27 protein-coding genes are annotated in these 20,709 nt (G+C 69.7%); 7 read left to right on the forward strand and 20 right to left on the reverse strand.

Annotated features, from left to right (window positions below; genetic code table 11):
- Positions 1-173: 173 nt before the first annotated feature.
- Positions 174-680, forward strand: a complete 507-nt coding sequence (locus tag DFP88_RS14835) for a CAP domain-containing protein (RefSeq protein ID WP_110815486.1) — start codon at positions 174-176, stop codon at positions 678-680.
- Positions 681-686: 6 nt separating this feature from the next.
- Here the strand turns inward: DFP88_RS14835 and dtd are convergent, their stop codons facing one another.
- A complete protein-coding gene (gene dtd / locus DFP88_RS14840; protein WP_110815487.1) occupies positions 687-1,130 on the reverse strand; it encodes a D-aminoacyl-tRNA deacylase in 444 nt (147 codons plus the stop codon).
- Positions 1,131-1,241: 111 nt separating this feature from the next.
- Between dtd and DFP88_RS14845 the strand changes: the two genes are divergently transcribed.
- Together DFP88_RS14845 and DFP88_RS14850 are read left to right on the forward strand one after the other, a co-directional pair.
- Positions 1,242-1,667, forward strand: a complete 426-nt coding sequence (locus DFP88_RS14845; RefSeq protein WP_110815488.1) for an organic hydroperoxide resistance protein — start codon at positions 1,242-1,244, stop codon at positions 1,665-1,667.
- Positions 1,668-1,686: 19 nt separating this feature from the next.
- Positions 1,687-2,196, forward strand: coding sequence for a MarR family winged helix-turn-helix transcriptional regulator (locus DFP88_RS14850; RefSeq protein WP_110815489.1), 510 nt, complete (start codon positions 1,687-1,689; stop codon positions 2,194-2,196).
- A gap of 16 nt (positions 2,197-2,212) precedes the next feature.
- Here the strand turns inward: DFP88_RS14850 and DFP88_RS14855 are convergent, their stop codons facing one another.
- The 9 genes from DFP88_RS14855 to DFP88_RS14895 all read right to left on the reverse strand — a co-directional run bounded on the left by DFP88_RS14855 (position 2,213) and on the right by DFP88_RS14895 (position 10,476).
- Positions 2,213-3,136, reverse strand: coding sequence for a carbohydrate kinase family protein (locus tag DFP88_RS14855; RefSeq protein WP_110815490.1), 924 nt, complete (start codon positions 3,134-3,136; stop codon positions 2,213-2,215).
- Between the two features lie 73 nt (positions 3,137-3,209).
- Complete coding sequence (locus DFP88_RS14860) at positions 3,210-3,671, reverse strand: cupin domain-containing protein (RefSeq protein WP_110815491.1); 462 nt, start codon at positions 3,669-3,671, stop codon at positions 3,210-3,212.
- A 10-nt stretch (positions 3,672-3,681) separates the two neighbouring features.
- The gene (locus DFP88_RS14865; RefSeq protein ID WP_245904841.1) at positions 3,682-4,716 is read right to left on the reverse strand and encodes a TFIIB-type zinc ribbon-containing protein; all 1,035 of its coding nucleotides are present in this window, start codon (positions 4,714-4,716) and stop codon (positions 3,682-3,684) included.
- Positions 4,717-4,839: 123 nt separating this feature from the next.
- On the reverse strand, positions 4,840-5,967 hold the full coding sequence (locus tag DFP88_RS14870) for an SPFH domain-containing protein (RefSeq protein WP_110815492.1): 1,128 nt from the start codon (positions 5,965-5,967) through the stop codon (positions 4,840-4,842).
- Positions 5,968-6,062: 95 nt separating this feature from the next.
- Positions 6,063-7,055 carry a DUF2927 domain-containing protein gene (locus DFP88_RS14875; protein ID WP_245904836.1) on the reverse strand — a complete coding sequence of 331 codons (993 nt, stop codon included), beginning with the start codon at positions 7,053-7,055 and terminating at the stop codon, positions 6,063-6,065.
- Complete coding sequence (locus DFP88_RS14880) at positions 7,052-8,254, reverse strand: toxic anion resistance protein (protein ID WP_110815493.1); 1,203 nt, start codon at positions 8,252-8,254, stop codon at positions 7,052-7,054. The genes DFP88_RS14875 and DFP88_RS14880 overlap by 4 nt, the downstream gene beginning before the upstream one ends.
- Positions 8,255-8,273: 19 nt before the next feature.
- Positions 8,274-9,158 carry a 5-bromo-4-chloroindolyl phosphate hydrolysis family protein gene (locus DFP88_RS14885; protein WP_110815494.1) on the reverse strand — a complete coding sequence of 295 codons (885 nt, stop codon included), beginning with the start codon at positions 9,156-9,158 and terminating at the stop codon, positions 8,274-8,276.
- Positions 9,158-9,367, reverse strand: a complete 210-nt coding sequence (locus DFP88_RS14890) for a hypothetical protein (RefSeq protein ID WP_110815495.1) — start codon at positions 9,365-9,367, stop codon at positions 9,158-9,160. The genes DFP88_RS14885 and DFP88_RS14890 overlap by 1 nt, the downstream gene beginning before the upstream one ends.
- A gap of 62 nt (positions 9,368-9,429) precedes the next feature.
- Positions 9,430-10,476: a pseudouridine synthase gene (locus tag DFP88_RS14895; RefSeq protein ID WP_110815496.1), complete on the reverse strand. Its 1,047-nt coding sequence runs from the start codon at positions 10,474-10,476 to the stop codon at positions 9,430-9,432.
- A gap of 64 nt (positions 10,477-10,540) precedes the next feature.
- On the opposite strand from DFP88_RS14895, the gene DFP88_RS14900 reads away from it, so the two are divergent.
- Positions 10,541-11,002 carry a nucleoside deaminase gene (locus tag DFP88_RS14900; RefSeq protein ID WP_110815497.1) on the forward strand — a complete coding sequence of 154 codons (462 nt, stop codon included), beginning with the start codon at positions 10,541-10,543 and terminating at the stop codon, positions 11,000-11,002.
- On the opposite strand, the gene DFP88_RS14905 is transcribed toward DFP88_RS14900, so the two are convergent.
- On the reverse strand, positions 10,999-11,451 hold the full coding sequence (locus tag DFP88_RS14905) for a transglycosylase SLT domain-containing protein (RefSeq protein ID WP_110815498.1): 453 nt from the start codon (positions 11,449-11,451) through the stop codon (positions 10,999-11,001). The two genes, DFP88_RS14900 and DFP88_RS14905, sit on opposite strands and share 4 nt — an antisense overlap.
- Positions 11,452-11,542: 91 nt before the next feature.
- Positions 11,543-11,707, reverse strand: coding sequence for a hypothetical protein (locus DFP88_RS17115; protein WP_181418672.1), 165 nt, complete (start codon positions 11,705-11,707; stop codon positions 11,543-11,545).
- Between the two features lie 339 nt (positions 11,708-12,046).
- Here DFP88_RS17115 and DFP88_RS14910 point away from each other — a divergent pair, with 339 nt between their 5' ends.
- Positions 12,047-12,982, forward strand: a complete 936-nt coding sequence (locus DFP88_RS14910; protein ID WP_110815499.1) for a GGDEF domain-containing protein — start codon at positions 12,047-12,049, stop codon at positions 12,980-12,982.
- Between the two features lie 40 nt (positions 12,983-13,022).
- Here DFP88_RS14910 and typA read toward each other — a convergent pair whose 3' ends face one another.
- The 4 genes from typA to DFP88_RS14930 all read right to left on the reverse strand — a co-directional run bounded on the left by typA (position 13,023) and on the right by DFP88_RS14930 (position 16,477).
- Positions 13,023-14,840 (reverse strand): translational GTPase TypA, encoded by a 1,818-nt coding sequence (typA, locus tag DFP88_RS14915; protein WP_110815500.1) that lies wholly within the window; start codon positions 14,838-14,840, stop codon positions 13,023-13,025.
- Positions 14,841-14,917: 77 nt separating this feature from the next.
- Entirely contained in the window at positions 14,918-15,247 is a 330-nt protein-coding gene (locus tag DFP88_RS14920; protein ID WP_110815501.1) for a DMT family transporter, read from the reverse strand.
- On the reverse strand, positions 15,247-15,861 hold the full coding sequence (locus DFP88_RS14925) for a YitT family protein (RefSeq protein ID WP_110815502.1): 615 nt from the start codon (positions 15,859-15,861) through the stop codon (positions 15,247-15,249). The genes DFP88_RS14920 and DFP88_RS14925 overlap by 1 nt, the downstream gene beginning before the upstream one ends.
- Positions 15,851-16,477 carry a YitT family protein gene (locus DFP88_RS14930; RefSeq protein WP_110815549.1) on the reverse strand — a complete coding sequence of 209 codons (627 nt, stop codon included), beginning with the start codon at positions 16,475-16,477 and terminating at the stop codon, positions 15,851-15,853. The genes DFP88_RS14925 and DFP88_RS14930 overlap by 11 nt, the downstream gene beginning before the upstream one ends.
- A 176-nt stretch (positions 16,478-16,653) precedes the next feature.
- Here DFP88_RS14930 and DFP88_RS14935 point away from each other — a divergent pair, with 176 nt between their 5' ends.
- Positions 16,654-17,130 carry a DUF4188 domain-containing protein gene (locus DFP88_RS14935; protein ID WP_110815503.1) on the forward strand — a complete coding sequence of 159 codons (477 nt, stop codon included), beginning with the start codon at positions 16,654-16,656 and terminating at the stop codon, positions 17,128-17,130.
- A gap of 91 nt (positions 17,131-17,221) precedes the next feature.
- On the opposite strand, the gene DFP88_RS14940 is transcribed toward DFP88_RS14935, so the two are convergent.
- Positions 17,222-17,554, reverse strand: coding sequence for a hypothetical protein (locus DFP88_RS14940; RefSeq protein WP_110815504.1), 333 nt, complete (start codon positions 17,552-17,554; stop codon positions 17,222-17,224).
- A gap of 22 nt (positions 17,555-17,576) precedes the next feature.
- Positions 17,577-18,797, reverse strand: a complete 1,221-nt coding sequence (locus tag DFP88_RS14945; RefSeq protein ID WP_110815505.1) for an NADP-dependent isocitrate dehydrogenase — start codon at positions 18,795-18,797, stop codon at positions 17,577-17,579.
- A gap of 153 nt (positions 18,798-18,950) precedes the next feature.
- Between DFP88_RS14945 and DFP88_RS14950 the strand changes: the two genes are divergently transcribed.
- Positions 18,951-19,379 carry a DUF4112 domain-containing protein gene (locus tag DFP88_RS14950; protein ID WP_110815506.1) on the forward strand — a complete coding sequence of 143 codons (429 nt, stop codon included), beginning with the start codon at positions 18,951-18,953 and terminating at the stop codon, positions 19,377-19,379.
- A gap of 3 nt (positions 19,380-19,382) precedes the next feature.
- Here the strand turns inward: DFP88_RS14950 and DFP88_RS14955 are convergent, their stop codons facing one another.
- Both DFP88_RS14955 and DFP88_RS14960 read right to left on the reverse strand, forming a co-directional pair.
- A complete protein-coding gene (locus DFP88_RS14955; RefSeq protein WP_245904837.1) occupies positions 19,383-19,934 on the reverse strand; it encodes an HD domain-containing protein in 552 nt (183 codons plus the stop codon).
- A 47-nt stretch (positions 19,935-19,981) separates the two neighbouring features.
- A complete protein-coding gene (locus tag DFP88_RS14960; RefSeq protein ID WP_110815507.1) occupies positions 19,982-20,635 on the reverse strand; it encodes an alpha/beta hydrolase in 654 nt (217 codons plus the stop codon).
- Between the last annotated feature and the right edge of the window lie 74 nt (positions 20,636-20,709).

The raw sequence follows: 20,709 nt of genomic DNA on the forward strand, positions 1-20,709 counted from the left end.
GGCATGAGCGCCGCTTTGCCCGCGTACACGATTTCGTGCGCGGCGCGGCGCCAATGTCGCCTTGGCGCCACAAAGCCGGCCCGGTGTCGTCCCGAAACACCGGCTATCCCCTCCTGATCCGGCGCCGCCCCCATCGGGGCACGCGCCTGTGGCCAGGAGCGAGGATCGAGCCCATGTCGAGACGCGGAACCACATCCCGGATCTGTGCCGCCGTACTGGCGGCAACGCTGTCCACCGGCGGCGGCTTCGCGCCGGGCGCGGCGCAGGCGCAGCAATGCGCCCTGCCGCAAGATGCCAGCACGATGGTCAACGCCATGGCAGAGCAGCTCAACCGCTACCGCGCCGGGCAGGGGCTGCCGCCGGTGCGCTACAGCCAGACCCTGTCGCGCGCCGCGCAGGCCCATGCCTGCGACATGCAGCAAAGCGGCAGCTTCGCGCATCGCGGCAGCGACGGCGGCAACCACCGCGCGCGGATCGAGCGGGCGGGATACTGTGCCGGTGTCAGCGCCGAGAACCTGGCCTGGGGCTACCGCGATTCCTCGGTGGTCATCGCCGGCTGGGACGGATCACCCGGCCACCGGCAGGTCATGCGGCTGCAGCGCGCGGACGAGTTCGGCATCGGCATCGCGCAGGGCGCGCAGGGGCCCTTCTGGGTGCTGGAGATGGCGCAAAGCTGCTGAGGGTGATCACTCCGACAGGTCCAGCGGGATCGTCACAGGCCCGTCGTTGACCAAGGCGACCTGCATGTCGGCGCCGAAGCGGCCGGTGGCGACCGTCAGGCCCTGCGCCTCGAGCGCCTCGGCGGTCGCGCGGTAAAGCCGCTCGCCCTCCTCGGGCGGGGCGGCGGCGGAAAAGCCGGGCCGGTTGCCGGTGCGCGTATCGGCGGCCAGCGTGAACTGGCTGACCAGCAGCACCGCGCCGCCGCTGTCGAGGACCGAGCGGTTCATCCGCCCCGCCTCGTCGCGAAAGATGCGCATCCGCGCGATCTTGGCGGCCATGCGCGCCGGCAGGCCGTCCGTATCGCCGCGCATGGCGCAGAGCAGGACCAGAAGCCCAGGCCCGATCCTGCCGACGCAGTCGCCCTGTATGCTGACGCTGGCCTCGCTGACGCGCTGAATGACGGCTCGCATGACGCCCCTCCCTGTCTTTTCGCCAGCCTAGGGCAGATGCGGCGGCCCTGCACGGTTGATTTATATTGCGCGCAATATATTTTCATACATCATATCCCAGGAGAGACCTCCATGAGCCACCTTTACTCCACACGCGTCACCGCGGTCGGCGGTCGCGCCGGTTCCGTCAAATCCGACGACGGCCTGCTCGAGCTCGACCTTGCCCTGCCGAAGGCGCTGGGCGGTGCGGGTGGGGCGACCAACCCCGAGCAGCTTTTCGCCGCGGGCTATGCCGCCTGCTTCGAGAACGCGGTGATCCACGTCACCCGCAACACCGACGACAAGGTCGGTGATCGCGACATCGTGGTAACGGCCGAAGTGGGCATGAAACCCAACGACTCCGGGGGATTCCAGCTGTCCGTCGTGCTCGAGGTCGAGATCGCGGGCGTCGATCAGGAGACCGCGGAACGGATCGTCTTGCAGGCGCACGAGGTCTGCCCCTATTCAAACGCGACGCGTGGTAATATTGACGTCTCACTAAAAGTGACGTCTAGGTAAGTTTTTTCGGAGGTCGCAGATGACGGGTACTGAGCGGACGGATGCGCTGGATCTCGAGCGGCAGGTCTGCTTCCCCCTCTATGCGGCCTCCAACCTGGTGAACCGGGCCTATCGTCCGATCCTCTCGCCCCTCGGCCTGACCTATCCGCAGTACCTCGTGATGCTTGTCCTCTGGCAGGACGGCTGCCGCTCGGTCGGCGCGCTGGGGGAGCGGCTATACCTCGACAGCGGCACCCTGACCCCGATGCTCAAGCGGCTCGAGGCGCAGGGGCTTGTCCGGCGGGTACGCGACAACGCCGACGAGCGGCGGGTCAACGTCTCGCTGACCGACGAGGGCGCCGCCCTTCGCGAGCGGGCCCAGTCCGTGCCGGCCACCATGTTCGGCGCCTGCACCAACTGGCAGGAAGACCAGCTGCACGACCTGCGCCATGCCGTGAACGAGCTGATCGACGCCCTCAACCGTCGCGACGAGGCGGCCAAGCCAGAGGCCGTGACCCGCCGCAAGCCGCAGGCCGCGGTCCCGGACTAGAGCGGCAGGGCGGCCCTCAGGCCAGTTCGCTGGCCCAGGGCGGGTTCGCCCCCGCGCGCGAGACGGTGATCGCCGCCGCTGCGCTGCCCATCTCGAGCGCGGGTCGCAGGGCCTCGGGATCCAGCCCCGCCAGCGCGTCCTTGGTCAGCAGACCCTCCGCCTGCAGGCTGTGCAGCACACCGGCGTTGAAGGTATCGCCGGCGCCGACGGTATCGGCGACCTCGACCCTGTGCGAGGCGACCGAGACGCGGCCGCGGGCGGTATAGCCCGTCGCGCCCTCGCCGCCGCGGGTGATCAGCACCACCGAAGGCCCGCGCGTCAGCAGCGCCTCGGCCAGCGCGTCGGTATCGCCGGGCCCGTGGATCCAGTGCAGATCCTCGTCCGACAGCTTCACGATATCGGCGCGGGCGATCATCCGGTCCAGCCGCTCGCCATAGGCGGCGCGGTCGGCGATGAAGCTGGGGCGGATGTTGGGATCGAGCATGATAACCCGCTGCGCCGCCTCGCGCGCGGCAAGCGCCTCGTAGGCGGCGGCGCAGGGCTCCACCATCAGGCTGATGCCGCCGAAGAACAGCGCATCGACGCCCGCCATGTCCTGCGGCAGGTCGGCGGCGGTCAGCATGCGACCGGCGGTATTTTCGTCGTAGAAGCTGTACTGCGCCTGCCCGTCGGTCAGCTTGACGAAGGCGAGCGTGGTCGGCCGGTCAGAGACATGGGCCGGGCCGGCATCGACTTGGCTGGCCGTCAGGGCCTCGCGCAGGATGTCCCCGAAGAGGTCAGAGGAGAGGCCCGAGAAGAAGCCCGTCCGCGATCCCAGCCGCCCCAGCGCGATGGCGGTGTTGAAGACCGCGCCGCCGGCATAGGGCGCGAAGGCCGTCTCGCCCGCCGCGGTCTCGCGCGGGAGCATGTCGATCAGCGCCTCGCCGCAGCACAGGATCATGGCGTTTCCTTCCCCGGATTCGTGGTGATCCCGTCATGCCCGCAGCCAGCCTCGTAGCGCAAGGGCGGGCGGATCAGTCCGTTTGGGTCCAGGGCGTCCCGTCGGCATGGGTATAGCCCTGCGGCGGGTGCAGGAGGTCGATGCCGGGATAGGTGGTGGTGTTTTCAGGGTTCCTGCTGCCGACGACCAGGTAGAGGCAATCGGCCTCCGAGTCGTTGCGCAGCGCGTGTCCGACAGGTGTCCCGGCTTTCCACACGCAGCAGTCGCCCGGGCCGATGAGGCTTTCCTCCTCGCCCTCGATCACCGTCAGGCTGCCCTCGATCATGTAGAGGAACTCGTCCTCGTGGCTTTCCCAATGCGTCTGGGAGGAGCGGCCACCGGGGACGAGCCGCTCGACCATGGCGCCGAACTGCGTCAGGCCTCCGGCATCCGATACCTCGCGGTAGAACTGCCTGCCGCGGCCAAGGGTGTAGGGGCCGGGGTAGGCGGAGATGCCCTCGGTCTCGGGCACCTCGGTCTTGCGGATGATGGTCATGCGGGCCCCCTCAGGTCTGGCCGTAGACGAGGGCCGCGATGCCTGCGACGATCAGCGCGGCGATGACGGCGAGGGCGATCTTCCACTTCGAATAGGGCCGTTCGCCCTGCACCTTGCCGGTGCGGGCATTGACCACGAACTGGAAGCTGCGCCCCTTGTAGCGGTAGGCGGCGGTCCAGACCGGCAGCAGCACGTGCTTGAAGGTCACGTCGCTGACCTGCGTCTGAACCGAAGCGATGCGCTGGTGATCGCCGCCGATGTCACGGCGCACGTCCTGGGCGATGGTGCGGTCCATCACGGCGCGCGCCTCGGCAAAGCCCTCTTCCAGCTCGATCCGGTAGGATTCGGCCATGAAACCGGCAAGGTATTCGGGGCGGTAGGCGGCCAGCTCCGACAGGTCCCAGGGGGCGAGGGCGTCGGTATGCGCCTTCGGCAGCGATGGCGTCGCGAGGATCAGCACGTCGTCGAAGAAGCGCTGCACCCGCCCGCGCACGTTGCGCCAGCGGGTCCGGCGTTCCTGCACGGTCTGCCGCTTGCCGTCGCGGGTGATCGTGCGGGTCACGTAGTAATCGTCGCCGCGCTCGCCGGTATAGGCGCTGCGGGTCTGTGCATCGAAGGTCCAGAAGGGCACGTAAAGCCCGTTCAGCTGCCGCCCCTTGCGGGCATAGTCGCGCAGCCCGTTGGGCGCAAACCAGAGGCTGCCCAGCCAGTCGCGCATCGCCTGCCGGGCCGCGCCCTCGTCGATGGCGAAGGGCAGCACACCGCGCGGCTTGATGTGCCGCGACAGCCCCGTGTCGGCGACGACGGCGGTGTCGCAATAGGGGCAGCGGGCGGCATGTTCCCCCGCTGGAAAGTCCACCTGTGCGCCGCAGCTGGGGCAGGGGGTGACGCGCGTCACCTCGGCATGGGCCTCGGGCACCGTCCCGCGCCGGGCGCTGTCGAAGTCCAGCTCCTCGGTCGCCGCGCTGCGCGGCGCCGGGACGATGGGCGCGTCATGGCCGCATTGCGGGCAGTGCAGCGTGGCGGTGCCGGGGGCATAGCGCATGTCGCTGCCGCAGGTCGGGCAGGGGAAGCGATGTTCCTCGACCGGGGTGGCAGAGGGCGTCTCTGGCCGCGCCCTGTCGGGGCGCGGCACATCCGGGATGTCACTCACGCGGGGCCGTCCGGATCAGGCGCCCGGGGCGGGCGGCGGCGGGGGCGGCGGCATCACGGTAAAAAGCTGCGCCAGCTCGGCCACCTCTTCCGCGCGCATCCAGCCGTCCTGCCCGGCGGTCCAGACAAGGGTGCTGCGGGTCAGGCTGCCCTCGGCGGCCTGCCGGCCCAGAGAGGCACGGGAATAGGGGCCGCGCGTCTGCCCGTTCTCCGCGATGTGCCAGACATGCTCGGGCGGCGGAGGCGGCGGCGGGGCGGCCTGCGGTGCCTGGGCCTCCTGCGCGGGGCGCGGGCCCCAGGGGCCCGCAGCGGCGCCGGCCATGCCGAAGCCCATGCCCATGCCGATCCCGGCGCCCATGCCGCCGTTCGGATTGCGCGCCGCCTCGCCCATCGCCTCGGCGGCGGCGTATTGCGAAAAGCTGTTGAGATCGCCGACGATCCCCATCGAGGTCCGCTTGTCGAGCGCCTTCTCCACCGCCTCGGGGAGCGAGATGTTCTCGACGTAGAACTCCGGGATCTCGAGGCCGTAGTCCGCGATGACAGGCCGGATCGCCTCGGTTACCAGCTTGCCTAGGTCGCGGGTATTGGCGGCCATGTCGAGGACCGGGATGCCGCTCGCGGCGAGCACCCGGCTGACCTCCTGCACGACGACGTTGCGGATCTGGACCGAGATCTCCTGCGTGGAAAAATCGCCGTCGGTGCCGGTGATCTCCTGCAGGAACTTCGCCGGATCGGCGATGCGCATGGTGTAGCTGCCGAAGGCGCGCAGGCGCACGGGCCCGAACTCCGGATCGCGGCACATGATCGGGTTCTTCGTGCCCCACTTGAGGTCGGTGAAGCGGGTCGTGTTGACGAAGTAGATCTCGGACTTGAAGGGCGAGCGGAAGCCGTGGTCCCAATGCTGCAGCGAGGTCATCACCGGCATGTTGTTGGTCTCAAGCTCGTAGAGACCGGGGCGAAAGGTATCGGCCAGCTGCCCCTCGTGCACGAAGACGGCGGCCTGCCCCTCGCGCACCGTCAGCTTGGCGCCGTACTTGATCTCGTGTCCGTAGCGCTCGAACCGCCAGACCATGGTGTCGCGACTGTCGTCGGTCCAGGCGATGACGTCGATGAACTGCCCGGAGAGGAAATCGAAGAGGGCCATGCAGAGGTCTCCTTGCGCCGCTTGTTCCTAACTAGGGACGCGGGCCGGGCGGCGGCAAGAGGGCGCGGCGGGAAATCGCCCGCCGGGCCGGGCACCTAGACCGGGGTCTCCATCAGCTCGCGCGCGATCTCGCGGGCGATGGGCGCGGCCTCGGCGGCCGACATGCCGGGCGCCAGCCGGTCGTCGTAGAGCATCTGCAGCAGAAGCTCGTCGTGCCGGGTCAGCAGGCCGAACTCCTCGTTGTCGTTGAAAATCGAGGGGCGGGCGAGGGGGCTGTCGTTCACGAGGCCCATGCCCTGCGCCAGCTCCTCATGGATGCAGGCAAGGCGCAGCAGGTCGGGATGCTCGCCCCGGATCAGCGCGATGGCATGGCTGTAGGTCTGCCCGCCCCCCTGATCGAGGGCGATCACCATGCACAGCGTATCGGGCGGCGGCTGCAGGAAGGCGCGGACCGAACTGTCGGAGATGCCGGGCACCAGCGCGCGCAGCTTCGCGGCGGCGGGACCGCGATCGTCCTCGTTCAGCACCATGACGGTGAAATTGCCGCCCGAGGGGACCTGCGCGATGGGATGGCCGGTCAGCCGGGCAAGGCGGCTGGCATAGGTGGTGATCGCGCTCTGGTCGCGGTCGCGCTGGCGCTGCGGCACGGTATCGCCGAAGACGACGTCCATGCGGATCGGCTGCTCCCACCGGCGCAGCCGGCTGAGTTGCGAGCGCTGCTCTAGCCGGCCGTCCGCTTCGGTGTATTCATCGTAAAGCGCGATGCGGATGAAATCGCGCGCCAGCATCTGGTCGGTGAAGGGTACGTCGGCGGGATCGCGGTCGCCGCGCAGCTGGCCGCGGGCCAGCATCTGGCTTTGCATCCGGGCGTAACGCTCCGACAGCGCGAGGCTGAGGTCCGAGCGCGGCGGGACCTCTGGCGGCGCGGGCCGGTCGGGGCGCGCGACGGGCTGCATCGACGTGCGCGGCTCGGGCACCGGCGCCTCGGGGGGCGGCACCTCCTGGCAGGCGGCAAGCAGCGCCAGCAGCCCCAGCGCGGGGGCCGCGGCGCCGAAGCGCGGGCCGCGCTGGCGCCGCGCGTGCCTCACCGCCGGGAGGACGCCGAGGCGGCGCCGCCCGCTCCGTCCCGCGCGCTGGCAGAGGCGAGGGCGCCGCGCAGGTCGCCTTCCATGCGCGCCAGTTCGGCCTCGGCCTCGGCGCGCTTCTTCTTGCCCTCGTCCGCGATGGCGAGGCTTTCGTCGATGCTGGCGATCAGGTTGGCATTGGCCGCCTTCACCGCCTCGATGTCGAAGACGCCGCGCTCCATCTGCGTGCGCACCTCGCGGTTGGCCTGACGCAGGTTCTCGGCATTGGCGGTCAGCAGCTCGTTTGTCAGATCGGCGGCGTCCTTGACGGCGCCCGCCGCCTCGGCGCTGCGCTGGATCGTGACCGCCTGCGCAAGCTGCGTCTCCCACAGCGGCACGGTGTTCACGAGGGTGGAGTTGATCTTGGTCACGAGGCTCTTGTCGTTCTCCTGCACCAGCCGGATCGAGGGCAAGGACTGCATCGTCACCTGCCGCGTCAGCTTCAGGTCGTGCACCCGCCGCTCAAGGTCGTCGCGGCCCGCGCGCAGGTCGCGCAGCTCCTGCGCCGCCATGACCTTGGCCTCTTCGGCCGTGGCCTCGACCTGCGCCGCCTTGGCGGGGATCACGGTCCCGTCCAGCTCGGCCAGCTTGGCCTCGCCCGCGGCGATGTAGAGCGCGAGTTCGTCGTAGAAGGCGAGCGTCTTGTCATAGAGGACATCGAGGCTTTCGATGTCCTTCATCAGCGCATGCTCGTGGCGCAGCAGGTCGTCGGTGATCCGGTCGATCTGCTGCTGCACGCCGCGGTATTTCTCCTGGAACTTGGCCAGCGGCTTGGCCCGGCCCATGAGGCGGTCCCAGAGGCTGCGCTTGCGGTTCGGGTCCAGCTCTCCGACGTCGAAGCCGCGGATCGTGGCGACGATGTCGCGCAGCGAGTTGCCCGCCGGTCCGACATCCTTGTTCTGCACACCCGAGAGCATGGCTTGGCTGATCGTCTGAAGCTCTTCCTGCGCGGCAGAGCCGAAGCCGACGATGGAGCGCGCGTCGGCCACGTCGATCTGCGCCATGCGACGCTCGATCTCGGCGCTGCGGGCGGGATCGGCGGCGGACAGCGGCGTCACCTCCTGCGCGGGCTCGGGCAGGCGCAGGGCAGTCAGCCGCTCCACCTCGGCCGATGCGGCGGCGCGCTCCCTCAGGGCCGCGGTCTTCTTGTCGTTCTCGGCCATGGTGGTGCCTTTCCTTGCCTTACCGCGTCTCAACGCCGTCCTGCGCGAGCCGATCCCGCAGTACATTCATCTCGATGTCCAGCGCCGTCCGATCGGATTCGAGCAGAGCCTCGGTGCGCTGTGTGAATCCGGTCTCGAGATCGGTCAGCAGCTGCTCGTAATCGCGCAGCGCGTCGGTATCGCGGCTGCGCGGCCAGAGCTGCGCGAACTTCTGCGAGGCATCGCGCGCCCCCATCAGGTAGACCCCGAGATAGCGCCGCGCGGCGGCCAGCTCTCGCGGGTCTTCCTGCACGGCGCGGATCATCGCCCGCGCCCGGCCCTGAAAGGCCAGCACGCGGCTGTCGAGGCGGCGGTTGCCAAGGACGGCGATGCTCTCGCGCATCTGCGCGAGGTAGGTCTCGGCCTCGTCGATGACGCGGGCAACGCGGTCCTGCTGAAAGGCATCGACCCCCTCGATCCGCTTGTCGCGCAGCGGGTCGATCCCGAAGGCGGCGACATGCAGCCCTGTCGCGGCGATGCCGTAAAGCACGGCGCCGATCACTCCGGCATCCCCGCTCCAGCCCGCCAGCGCGACGCCGATGCCCGTCAGGCCCGAGGCGAGCATCTTGCGCGGCAGGGCGGGGCGGCGGGCGGCGGGGCGTTCGGCATAGGCGGCCTCGGCCCGCAGCCCGTGGCGCAGCAGCCAGGCGGCCAAGGCCATGGCACCGGCGCCCACCAGCCCGGCGAGCAGTCCGGCAGGCCCCGCGCCGAGCGAGGCGACGGCGAGCACGGCGGGCGGCACGAAAAGAAGGTTCGCCTTGGTCCCGGCGGCATCGACGCGCGCCTCGCGCAGCGCGGCCTCCTGCAGGGGCGCATCCGCGCCGCGCGCGCCGGGGCTGTAACGCCCGCCGAAGCGCCGGGCCATCAGGCCGCCCCCAGGACGCCGGTCGAGACGCCCAGCATCAGAAGGAAGAGGACGAGGTAGGATAGGGTCCGGAAGGCCGGGGGCATCGCGGTCTCCTGTCGCGCGGGAAGGGGGGTGCCGCTGCGCCGGCTTTGCAGGCCGCGCAGCAGCGCGGCGGCAGCCAGCGCCAGGCCCGCGAGGATCGTCAGCAGAAGAATAAGGCGGGTCATCGCGCGGCCGGGTTGTTCAACATGGATTTGACATAGGGTCGGCCCGCCCGCGTTTCGAGGGGTCAGCCGTCGCGGCGCGGACCCCGCCGACCGCTTGGCCCCGGTTTGCCGCCGGGCCCGCCGCGCTTGCGGTCCCCCGGACCGGCACCTTTGCCTGCAGCCGGCGCGCCGCGTTCGCCCGCGGGGCCCGAGGCGGCTGTCTTGCTGCGGAAGGTGCGGCCCCCCGAGGGCTTCACCTTGCTCGACGGCGCATTGGGCGAGCGCGGCGCCTTGCCGGGCCCGGACTTCGCCGCCAGCTTCGCCGCGTCCTTGGCGCTCGGCTTGCGGGGGCCGCGGCGGACCTGTCGCGGGGCCTCGGCCTCGGGCAACAGGCCTTGGCCCAGCTGTTCGCGCAGGATGCGGGGACGCACCTCTTCCACCGCGCCGCTTTCGAGGGTGCCCAGCTGGAAGGGGCCGTAGCTGATCCGGATGAGGCGCAGCACGGTGGCGCCGATCGCGTCCATCGCGCGGCGGATCTCGCGGTTCTTGCCCTCGCGGATCGCGACGGTCAGCCAGGAGTTCGCGCCCTGCACCCGGTCGAAACGGACCTCCATCGGCTGGTAATCGACGCCCTCGACGGTGATGCCGGCGCGCAGCTCGGCCAGGCGATCCTCGCTCGGGCTGCCTTTCACGCGCACGCGGTAGCGCCGCATCCACCCCGTTGACGGCAGTTCCAGCCGCCGCTTCAGCCCGCCGTCGTTGGTCAGCAGCAGCAGCCCTTCGGAGGTCAGGTCGAGGCGCCCGACGCTCATCACTCGGGGCAGATCCTCGGGCAGGGTGTCGAAGACCGTCTCGCGCCCCTTCTCGTCGCGGGCCGATGTCACGAGGCCCGAGGGCTTGTGATAAAGCCAGAGCCGCGCGGGCTGCGGCGCCTCCACCGGCTTGCCATCGACGGTGATGCGGTCGGCGGGCGTCACGTTCAGCGCCGGGCTGTCGATCGGGGCGCCGTTCACGCGGACCCGGCCCTCCGCGATCATGCGTTCCGCGTCCCGGCGCGAGGCGAGGCCCGCGCGGCTGAGCATCTTGGCGATGCGGTCGCCCTTGGGGGCCTGTGGTGTCTCGTCGCTCATGCCCGTCTCCTAACCCGGCGCGGCGCCTCTTGCCAGCGGCGGCTGCGAGGGGGAGACAGGCGCCATGAACTTCGCGAGCGAGATGCAGGGGGCGCTGGAGGAAGCGCGCGCGGCCATGGCGCGCGGCGAGGTGCCGGTGGGCGCCGTGGTCACCGACGCGGCGGGCAGGGTGCTGTCCCGCGCCGGCAACCGCACGCGCGAGCTGCACGATCCCACCGCCCATGCCGAGATGCTGGCCCTGCGCGCCGCCGCCGCATCACTGGGGTCCGAGCGGCTGACGGGCTGCACGCTCTGGGTGACGCTGGAGCCCTGCGCGATGTGCGCCGCCGCCATCGCGGCCTTTCGCATTCGCCGTCTGGTCTATGCCGCCGCCGATCCCAAGTCCGGCGGCGTCGCGCAGGGAGCGCGCGTCTTCAGCCATCCCCAGGCGCATCACCGGCCCGAGGTCATCGACGGCATCGGCGCGGCAGAGGCCGAGGCGCTGCTGCGCGGGTTCTTCGAAGGTCTCAGGGACGGGCGCGGCTAGCGCAGGCCCGTCGCCTCGAGCAGGCCGCGGTCGCGGGCCTCGTAGTAATAGCCGCGGGAGTACCAGCCCACTGCCTCGTCGCGGTCTCCGTCAGAGACGAGCCAGGCGCCGCGCAGGTAGCGCACGGCGTAGCGCAGGTTGGTCTCGGCATCGAGGAGGTCCGAAGGCGCGCCGCGGAAGCCCATGGTGCGCGCGGTCTGCGGATGGATCTGCATGAGCCCGTAGTAGGGCCCGTTGCGGGCGCGGGGATTGTAGCTGCTCTCGCGCTTGACCACGCGGTGCACGAGGTCGCGCGGCACGTCGTAGTAGGTTGCGTATTGATCGACGAGGGCGCGGACCTGCGCATCGCCGCCCTGCGCCACGGGCTCGGGCGGCTCGCGCCCTGCGCAGGCCGCCAGCGGCAGCGTGCCGAGGCAAAGGACGAGGGCGCGGCGGGTCAGATGCGGCATCGGCGGGGTTTCCTGAGGGCATGGGCCGGGCGGCCGGGCCGATCCTGCACCGGTGGGTGCCCGACTGCCAAGGCCGTGCCCGGCCCGCGGCCTAGATGCTGGCGTAGTCGCGGAACAGCACGGGGCGCCGCGGCGCGGGCTGGCTGGCCGCGGAGGCGGGCTGGGCGCTCCGGTCCTGCGACGCCGCCGCCTCGGAGTCGCTGCCGGCCTGCGGCTGCGACTGGTTTTGCGGGGCCTGGTGAAAACTGCTCGCCATGAAAATATCCTCTGGATGGGCGGGACTTGGCGGTTGCCTGATCCCTCTGTGCGTACCGGGTCAATCCTACTAATGCGTGAGGCCGCGGGCGGGGTCGCGGCGCGGCTGAAAGGCGGCACCATTTTGCCGAATGCTTCGCTTTGTTGCCGGATCGGCAGCGGATTGCAGCCTGCGCAGGCCGGCGCCGTGCCCGGCGACCATGGCCCCTGCCAGACGCGGCCCCACCAGAGTCGGTTGGCGATTCGCAGCGCGCCCGGGCGGGGGCGGGGACGGTATTAAGAGCCTGTTAACCACTCGGCGCCCAAGACTACTGGGGGGATATGTGCAGGGGGCAAGTAAATGATCTCGATCGGCGATCTCCTCTCCGCCAGCCCCGAGGCGATGGCGGTTCTGGACCCTTCGGGCCGGGTGATCCTGCGCAGCGCGGGGCTGCGCCGCCTAGACCCGGAGCTTTTCGAGGAGGGTCGGTTTTTTGCGGCGGATCTGGATCGCTTCTGCGGTGGCAGCGGCAAGGCGAGCGGTCCTCTCGACCTCCTGCGCGGCGCCGAGGCGCAGAGGGTGCTGGAGGTTCGGCGCGGGCAGGCCGACTGGCGCATCACCCTCAGCCGCAGCGAACCGCAGGGCGCCCTCGCTCAGCAGACCGCGCAGGGTCCCGGTCTTTCCGAGGCGCCCGCGGGGTTCCTGCTGGCGCCGTCGGCCCCGACGGCCTTCGGGACCCTCGTCCGCTTCGAGGACGTGACCCTTCAGCGGCGGCAGCTTGCACGGCTGGACCGGGCCGCCCGGACCGATCCGCTGACGGGCCTTGGCAATCGCCGCGCTCTGGCCGAGGCGCTGGCGGGCCTGCGCGCCACGGGCGGCGCGCTCGCCACGCTCGACATCGTGGAGTTTCGGCTGGCCAACAACAGGCTGGGCCATGGCTTCGGGGACGGGCTGCTCAAGCGCTTTGCCGCGCTGCTGCGCGACTGCGCCGGGGTCAGCGGGCTGACGGGCTACCGGATCGGCGGGGACGAGTTCGCGCTGCTCTGGTCCGGCGATGCAGAGCCGCGCTGCAGCGCCTGCCTCGAGCGGTTGGCCGCGGCGGCGGCGCCGATGATGCGCCGCGTGCGCCCGGAGGCACCGGGCGATGCGGCGGTGCTGCGCATCGCGGAGACGGTAATTCTGCCCGGACAGATACGCGACCTGGCGCTGTTGTTGGAGGAGGCCGATTGCAAGCGGCCGGGCGTGGGCCACCCGGCGGGGCGGCTGGACGCCGCGTCAGGCTGCAGCGCCGCCTGAAAACCCGCCGGCCCCGAAGGGCCGGCGGGCGGGCGCGGGCTTAGCCGGCGCGGGACTGGCGCTTGCGCTCGTGCGGGTCGAGGAAGCGCTTGCGCAGGCGGATCGCCGTCGGGGTGACCTCGACCAGCTCGTCGTCGTCGATATAGGCGATGGCCTGCTCGAGGCTCATCTCGATCGGCGGCGTCAGGCGCACGGCCTCGTCGGTGCCCGAGGCGCGGACGTTGGTCAGCTTCTTGCCCTTGAGCGGGTTCACCTCGAGGTCGTTCTCGCGCGCATGCTCACCGATGATCATGCCCTCGTAGACCGGGGCCTGCGGGTGGATGAACATCTTGCCGCGCTCTTCGAGGTTCCACAGCGCATAGGGCACGGCGGTCCCGTTCTCCATCGAGATTAGGACGCCCTGGCGGCGACCCTCGATCGGGCCCTTGTGCGCCGTCCAGCCGTGGAACAGGCGGTTCATCACGCCGGTGCCGCGGGTGTCGGTCAGGAACTCGCCCTGGTAGCCGATCAGCCCGCGCGAGGGGACATGCGCGATGATCCGCGTCTTGCCGGTGCCGGCGGGGTTCATCTCCACCAGCTCGCCCTTGCGGCTGCCGGTCAGCTTCTCGACGACGGCGCCGGTGTAGTCATCGTCGACGTCGATGGTGACTTCTTCGACCGGCTCCATGCGCTGGCCGCCCTCGTCGCGGAAGATCACCTGCGGGCGCGAGATCGACAGCTCGAAGCCCTCGCGGCGCATGTTCTCGATCAGCACGCCCATCTGCAGCTCGCCCCGGCCCGAGACCTCGAAGGCCTCGCCGCCCGGGGTGTCGTCGATGCGGATGGCGACGTTGGATTCCGCTTCCTTCATCAGGCGGTCGCGGATCACGCGGCTCTGCACCTTCTTGCCGTCACGGCCCGCCAGCGGGCTGTCGTTGATGCCGAAGGTGACGGTGATGGTCGGCGGATCGATCGGCTTGGCCTGGATCGCCTCCTCGACCGAGGGGTCGCAGAGCGTGTCGGCCACGGTCGCCTTGGTCATGCCGGCGATGGTGACGATGTCGCCGGCCACGGCCTCATCGATCGGCTGCTGGCCGAGGCCGCGGAAGGCCATGATCTTGGAGGCGCGGAACTGCTCGATCCGGTCGCCCTTGCGGGACAGCGCCTTGATCGTGTCGTTGGTCTTCAGGATGCCCGATTCCACGCGGCCCGTCAGGATCCGCCCCAGGAAGGGGTCGGCCGAGAGGGTGGTGGCCAGCATGCGGAAGGGCTCGTCCTTCTGGGCCTGCTGCTTGGGCGCCTCGACATGGCGCAGGACCAGCTCGAAAAGCGCGTCGAGGTTCTCGCGCGGGCCGTCAAGCTCCGTGTCCGCCCAGCCGGCACGGCCCGAGGCGTAGAGATGCGGGAAGTCCAGCTGGCCTTCGTCGGCGCCAAGGTTGGCGAAGAGGTCGAAGCATTCGTCCAGCGCGCGATCCGGCTCCGCGTCGGGCTTGTCGACCTTGTTCAGCACGACGATGGGCTTGAGGCCCAGCGCCAGCGCCTTGGAGGTGACGAACTTCGTCTGCGGCATCGGGCCCTCGGCGGCATCGACCAGCAGCACGACGCCGTCGACCATGCTCAGGATGCGCTCGACCTCGCCGCCGAAATCGGCGTGGCCGGGGGTGTCCACGATGTTGATCCGGGTGTCGCCCCATTCGACGCTCGTCGCCTTGGCGAGGATGGTGATCCCCCGCTCGCGCTCGATGTCGTTCGAATCCATCGCCCGTTCGGCGACGGCCTGGTTCTCGCGAAAGGCGCCCGACTGGCGCAGAAGCTGATCGACCAGCGTGGTCTTTCCGTGGTCAACGTGCGCGATGATCGCGATGTTGCGAAGGTCCATGAAGTCCGCCTGATGTAGGGATTGACGCGCGCCTACACCGACCCGCGGCGAAAGGCCAGCCCCGCGTCGCCCATGTCTTAATGCGTGCTGCTGGCGGAGAAGAGGTGGATCACGAGAATCCCGGCCAGGATCAGCGCCAGCCCGAGGACCGCGGGCCCGTCGAGGTGCTGGCCGAAGACCACGCGCCCGATCGCCGCGATGAAGACGATGCCGAGGCCGGACCAGATCGCGTAGACGATGCCCACCGGCATCGCCTTGAGCGCCAGCGCCATGAAGTAGAACGACACGGCATAGGCCACGACGCACAGCAGGCTGGGCGCCAGCCGGCTGAACTGCTGGCTGGCCTGCAAGGCCGTGGTGCCGATGGTCTCGGCAAGGATGGCGACGACGAGAACGAGATAGGGCATTACGTGGCGATGTACCTGTCGCGGCGGTGGTTGATCGCGATGACGAGGTTCAGCACCACCGCGCCCAGCAGGGATTGCACGACAGTGAGCGGAGAGAAAAGGGCAAAGGCGACGGCGAAGAGCACCGCGTCGAAGCCCAGTTGCACCCAGCCGGCGCGCCAGCCCAGCGACTCCTGCAGGGTCAGGGCAAGGATGCCGATGCCGCCGAGGCTGCCGCCGTGGCGGAACAGGATCAGCAGCCCGGTCCCGGTGATCAGCCCGAACATCACCGCGCCCAGCCAGGGGTTCAGCACCTCGAAGCTGACCAGCGGCGTCATCACGAAGGAGAAGACCGAGAGCAGCGCCACGCAGGCAAAGGTCTTGAGCGTGAAGCGGGCGCCCATTCGGCGGTAGCCCAGCCAGTAGAAGGGCAGGTTGACCACGAAGAACACGAGGCCAAAGGGCAGCCCCAGCAGGTAGGAGCCGATGACCCCAAGCCCCGCCGTCTGTCCCGTCACCAGCCCCATCGAGGTCAGCATCCGCAGCGCGAAGGCGCAAAGCAGCGTTCCGGCCAGCAGGCCCTGCGCATCCTCGAAGGCGGTGTGGCGGGCGGGGGCGGCGGTCTCAGTCGGCAATGTAGCGGTCGCGTCTGTGGTTGAAGGCGATGACGCCGTTCAGCACCACGGCGCCCAGCAGCGAGTACAGCACCACGCGCGTGTCGAACAGGAAGAAGGCGGTGCCGAAAAGCAGCGCGTCCACGCCAAGCTGCACATAGCCCGCGCGGATGCCCAGCCGGTCCTGCGCCAGCAGCGCCATGACGCCCAGGCCCCCGAGGCTGCCCTTGTGCCGGAAGACGCCCAGCAGGCCAAAGCCGGTCAGCACGCCGAAGATCACGGTGCCCAGCACCGGGTTCAGGTGCGAAAAGCCGATGCCCAGCGGCAGCCAGTCCACCAGCACCGAGAGCGCGGCCACGCAGCCGAGGGATTTCAGCGTGAACTCCGGCCCCAGTCGTTTCCAGGCGAAAAGGTAGAAGGGCAGGTTCACCGCGAGAAAGACGATGCCGAAGGACCAGCCGGTCAGGTAGGCGATGATCAGCGCGAGGCCGGCGGTCTGCCCGGTCAGGAAGCCCAGCTCGGTCAGGAAGACCAGCCCGACGGAGGCGGCGATCAACCCGATCGACAGGCCCTGCACATCCTCGAGCGGCGTGTGGTTCTGGCGGTACTCGCCCGGTATCTGCATCATCGCCGGCATGGGCAAAGGCTGTGGCCGTGCCCGCGGCGAAGTCAATCCTGGCCTCGCGTCACCGCCAAGGCCGGCGCCCGCGCCGATCCGGACCCGCCCGGCGCGCGTAGATGATGCACAGGATCCCGGCGGCGCGGGAACGCCGCGGTCGCCGCCAGCAGAGGTTAGGGACGGGGAGGGCGACGATGGCGGATGTGATCGACAGGCGGATGAGCGCGCGGATCGAGGGCGACTTCGTCCTCTTCCTGATCGGCATCCGCATCAACAAGCCGCTCAAGGTGCACAAGTGGCTGCCCGCGGTGCTGGCGATGCCGCGGATGCTGGCCGAGCTGCAGGCCAGGCCGCCGGACGAGACCGGGCTCCTCGGGACCATGTCGGCAGGCCTCGGCACCGTCGTGCAGTACTGGCGCAGCTTCGATCACTTGGAGCGCTACGCCCGCGATCCCGACCGGGCGCATTACCCGGCCTGGATCGACTTCAATCGCCGGATGAAGGGCAGCCGCGGCGATGTCGGCATCTGGCACGAGACCTACCTCGTGCGGGCGGGCGCCTACGAGACGGTCTATTCCGGCATGCCGCCCCACGGTCTGGGCCGGGCCGGGCAGCTGGCCGAGGCCGTGGGACGCCGCAGCGAGGCGCGCAGCCGCCTCGGCGGCGCCTGACGCGGCCCCGTCTTCTCTTTGCAAATATCCCGGGGGTGCGGGGGCTGGCCCCCGCGGCGCGCGGCCCGCGTCACGGACCGCGCCGGGGCCTTCAGCGCCGCGCCCGCGGCGGCGGCAGGCAGCCCCAGCTATGCCAGAGCCCCCAGAACCGCTCGATCCGGGCGGGCAGGTAGGGCGCGGGGCAGGCCTGCCTCTGTGCCAGACGCGCCTCGCCCGGCAGGGTGCGGCCCGGCGGCAGCAGGAAGCGCTGGCCGCCGGCACTGACGATCAGCGTCCGGTCGCAGGTATTGCTGCCGCTGTCGTTTACGCAGCCGCGCGCGAGGGGCGGCGCGCTGGGCGTGGCCTCCTGCGCCGGCAGGCTCAGCCAGCCGGCGAGGGGCGCGAGGACCGCCGCCCAGAGCAGCAGTTTCCACCGCGCCCGCATCAGGCTCAGCCCTCGCCCATGCTTACAGCGCCTCGTTCAGCGCCTTCTCGAGGTAGGCATCCACCTTCTCGAGGAAGCCCATGGTGGTCAGCCACTTCTGCTCGGGGCCGACCAGCAGCGCCAGATCCTTGGTCATGTGACCGTCCTCGACGCATTGCACCGTCACCTTCTCGAGCGTTTCGGCGAAGGTGATCAGCTGCTGGTTGCCGTCGAGCTGGCCGCGGTGCTTGAGGCCGCCGGTCCAGGCGTAGATCGAGGCGATGGAGTTGGTCGAGGTCTGCTCGCCCTTCTGGTGCTGGCGGAAGTGGCGCGTGACGGTGCCATGCGCGGCCTCGGCCTCTACGATCTTGCCGTCGGGCGTCATCAGCTGGCTGGTCATCAGGCCAAGGCTGCCGAAGCCCTGCGCCACGATGTCGGACTGCACGTCGCCATCGTAGTTCTTGCAGGCCCAGACATAACCGCCCGACCACTTGAGCGAGGCGGCGACCATGTCGTCGATCAGCCGGTGCTCGTACCAGATCTTCTTGGCCTTGAACTGCTCCTCGAACTCTTCCTCGAAGATCTGCTGGAACAGGTCCTTGAAGCGGCCGTCATAGGCCTTGAGGATGGTGTTCTTGGTCGACAGGTACACCGGCCAGCCGAGGTTCAGGCCGTAGTTCAGCGAGGCGCGGGCGAAGTCGCGGATCGAATCGTCGAGGTTGTACATCCCCATCGCCACGCCGGCGGAGGGGGCGTCGAAGACCTCGCGCTCGATCTCGGTGCCGTCCTCGCCGACGAACTTCATCGTCAGCTTGCCGGCGCCGGGGAAGTGGAAGTCGGTGGCGCGGTACTGGTCACCGAAGGCATGGCGGCCGACGACAATCGGCTTGCTCCAGCCCGGCACGAGGCGCGGCACGTTGCTGCAGATGATCGGCTGGCGGAAGATCACGCCGCCGAGGATGTTGCGGATCGTGCCGTTCGGGCTGCGGTACATCCGCTTCAGGCCGAATTCCTCGACCCGCGCCTCGTCAGGCGTGATCGTGGCGCATTTCACGCCGACGCCGACTTCCTTGATCTTGTTGGCCGCATCGACGGTGATCTGGTCGTCCGTGTCGTCGCGCGCCTCGATGCCGAGGTCGTAATACAGCAGATCGACGTCGAGATAGGGCAGGATCAGCTTTTGCTTGATGAAATCCCAGATGATGCGGGTCATCTCGTCGCCGTCGAGTTCGACGACCGGGTTCTCTACCTTGATCTTGGACATGCGGCCCCCTTGCCGGAATTTGGATCGGTTCGCGCCCTTCTACACAAGCCTTGCGCCTCGGGAAAGGTATGCCATCGTATGCCGCACAGCCGCCCGCAGATGAACCCCGGCGCCCGCCGCGGCGTTCGTCCAGCAGCAGGAGGTAAGACATCCATGGCAAAATCGCAGATCCTGACACCCCCGGGCCGGGGCGCGGCCACCGGCCGCGTTGATCATGCGGCCGAGATGGCGCGGCTTGATCGCCTCGCCCGGCTGATGGATTCGCGCTACAGCATCCTCGGCATCCGCTTCGGCCTCGACGGATTGCTGGGCCTCGTGCCGGTCGTCGGCGACACGCTTTCGCTCGGCCCCGCGGCCTATCTTCTGTGGAAGGCGCATCAGCTGGGCGTGCCGCGGGCCACGCTGGCCCGGATGCTGCTGAATAGCGGCGCGGATTACGTTGTCGGGCTGGTGCCGCTGCTGGGCGATGTCTTCGACGTGGCCTTCAAGGCGAACAACCGCAACGCCGGCCTCCTGCGCGCCCATCTGGAAAAGCTCGCCGCCGAAGAGGCGCGGCCGATAGGCGGTGCCGGGACGCGCTGAGCCTCAGGCGCCGCGGCCCGCGAACCATGCGTCGATGCGCGCCTTGATCCCGTCCCAGATCGCAGGGGCGCCGCGGCTAACCTTGGCACCGACCCGCGTCTCCAGCTGATCGCGCGTGACCCTGTATTCCGGCCAGCTGCCGCCGCCCGTCGCCAGGTTGCTGAGCACCGGCTGCACCCGATCGATGGATTTGGCGAAGATCGCGTCGTCGGTCTCGGCAGCCTCGAACTCGTCCCAGAGTGCCCGCAGGTGCCGCGACTGGTCGGGGGGCAGGAGGGCGAAGATCCGGTCGGCGGCGGCCTTCTCCTCGGCCTCCTGCTTGGCAGGGTCGGAGACGCCGTGGATCGGGTTGTCGCCCGCGTCGATCTCGACGAGGTCATGCAGCAGCAGCATGGTCACGACACGCCCCGCATCGACGGGCCTTGCCGCATGTTCGGCGAGGACCAGCGCGTGAAGCGCGACATGCCAGCTGTGCTCGGCCGAGTTCTCTCGGCGCGAGGCATCGTGCAGGGTGGTGCCGCGCAGGACGGACTTCAGGCGATCCGCCTCGGCCAAAAAGGCGAGCTGCGCCTCCAGCCGGGGCGTGGTGCCAGCCGCGCCCGTCAGCGCGAGGTCTCCGTCAGGCGGCGGGTGACGTAGCCCTTCACCGTGTCGATCATCGGATCCATGTAAGGGTCCTCGAAGAAATGGCCGGCGCCGGCGATCTCTTCGTGGGTGATCGTGATGCCCTTCTGCTCCTTGAGCTTGCCGACGAGACCGTGGGTATCGGCCGGCGGCGCGACGCGGTCGGCGGCGCCGTTCAGGATCAGCCCGGACGAGGGGCAGGGCGCGAGGAACGAGAAGTCGTACATGCCGGCCAGCGGGCTGACAGAGACGAAGCCAGTGATCTCGGGCCGGCGCATCAGAAGCTGCATGCCGATCCAGGCCCCGAAGGAAAAGCCTGCGACCCAGCAATGCTTGGAGTTGCTGTTCTGCGTCTGCAGGTAATCGAGCGCCGAGGCGGCGTCCGACAGCTCTCCGACGCCCTGGTCGTATTCGCCCTGGCTGCGCCCGACGCCCCGGAAGTTAAAGCGCAGGACCGAGAAGCCCATCTCGTAGAAGGCGTAATGCAGGTTGTAGACGACCCGGTTGTTCATCGTGCCGCCGAACTGCGGGTGCGGGTGCAGCACGATGGCGATCGGCGCGTCACGGTCCTTCTGAGGATGGTAACGGCCTTCGAGCCGGCCCTCGGGGCCGGGGAAGATGACTTCGGGCATCGGCGTCCCTTGCGATCCAGCGCGCGGCGTTTCTTGACTGAAACGCTCCGGCGCTTTAGAATTGTTCTAAACCG

This window comes from Pseudoroseicyclus aestuarii (genome assembly GCF_003217255.1).
In the GTDB taxonomy this organism is placed as follows: domain Bacteria; phylum Pseudomonadota; class Alphaproteobacteria; order Rhodobacterales; family Rhodobacteraceae; genus Pseudoroseicyclus; species Pseudoroseicyclus aestuarii.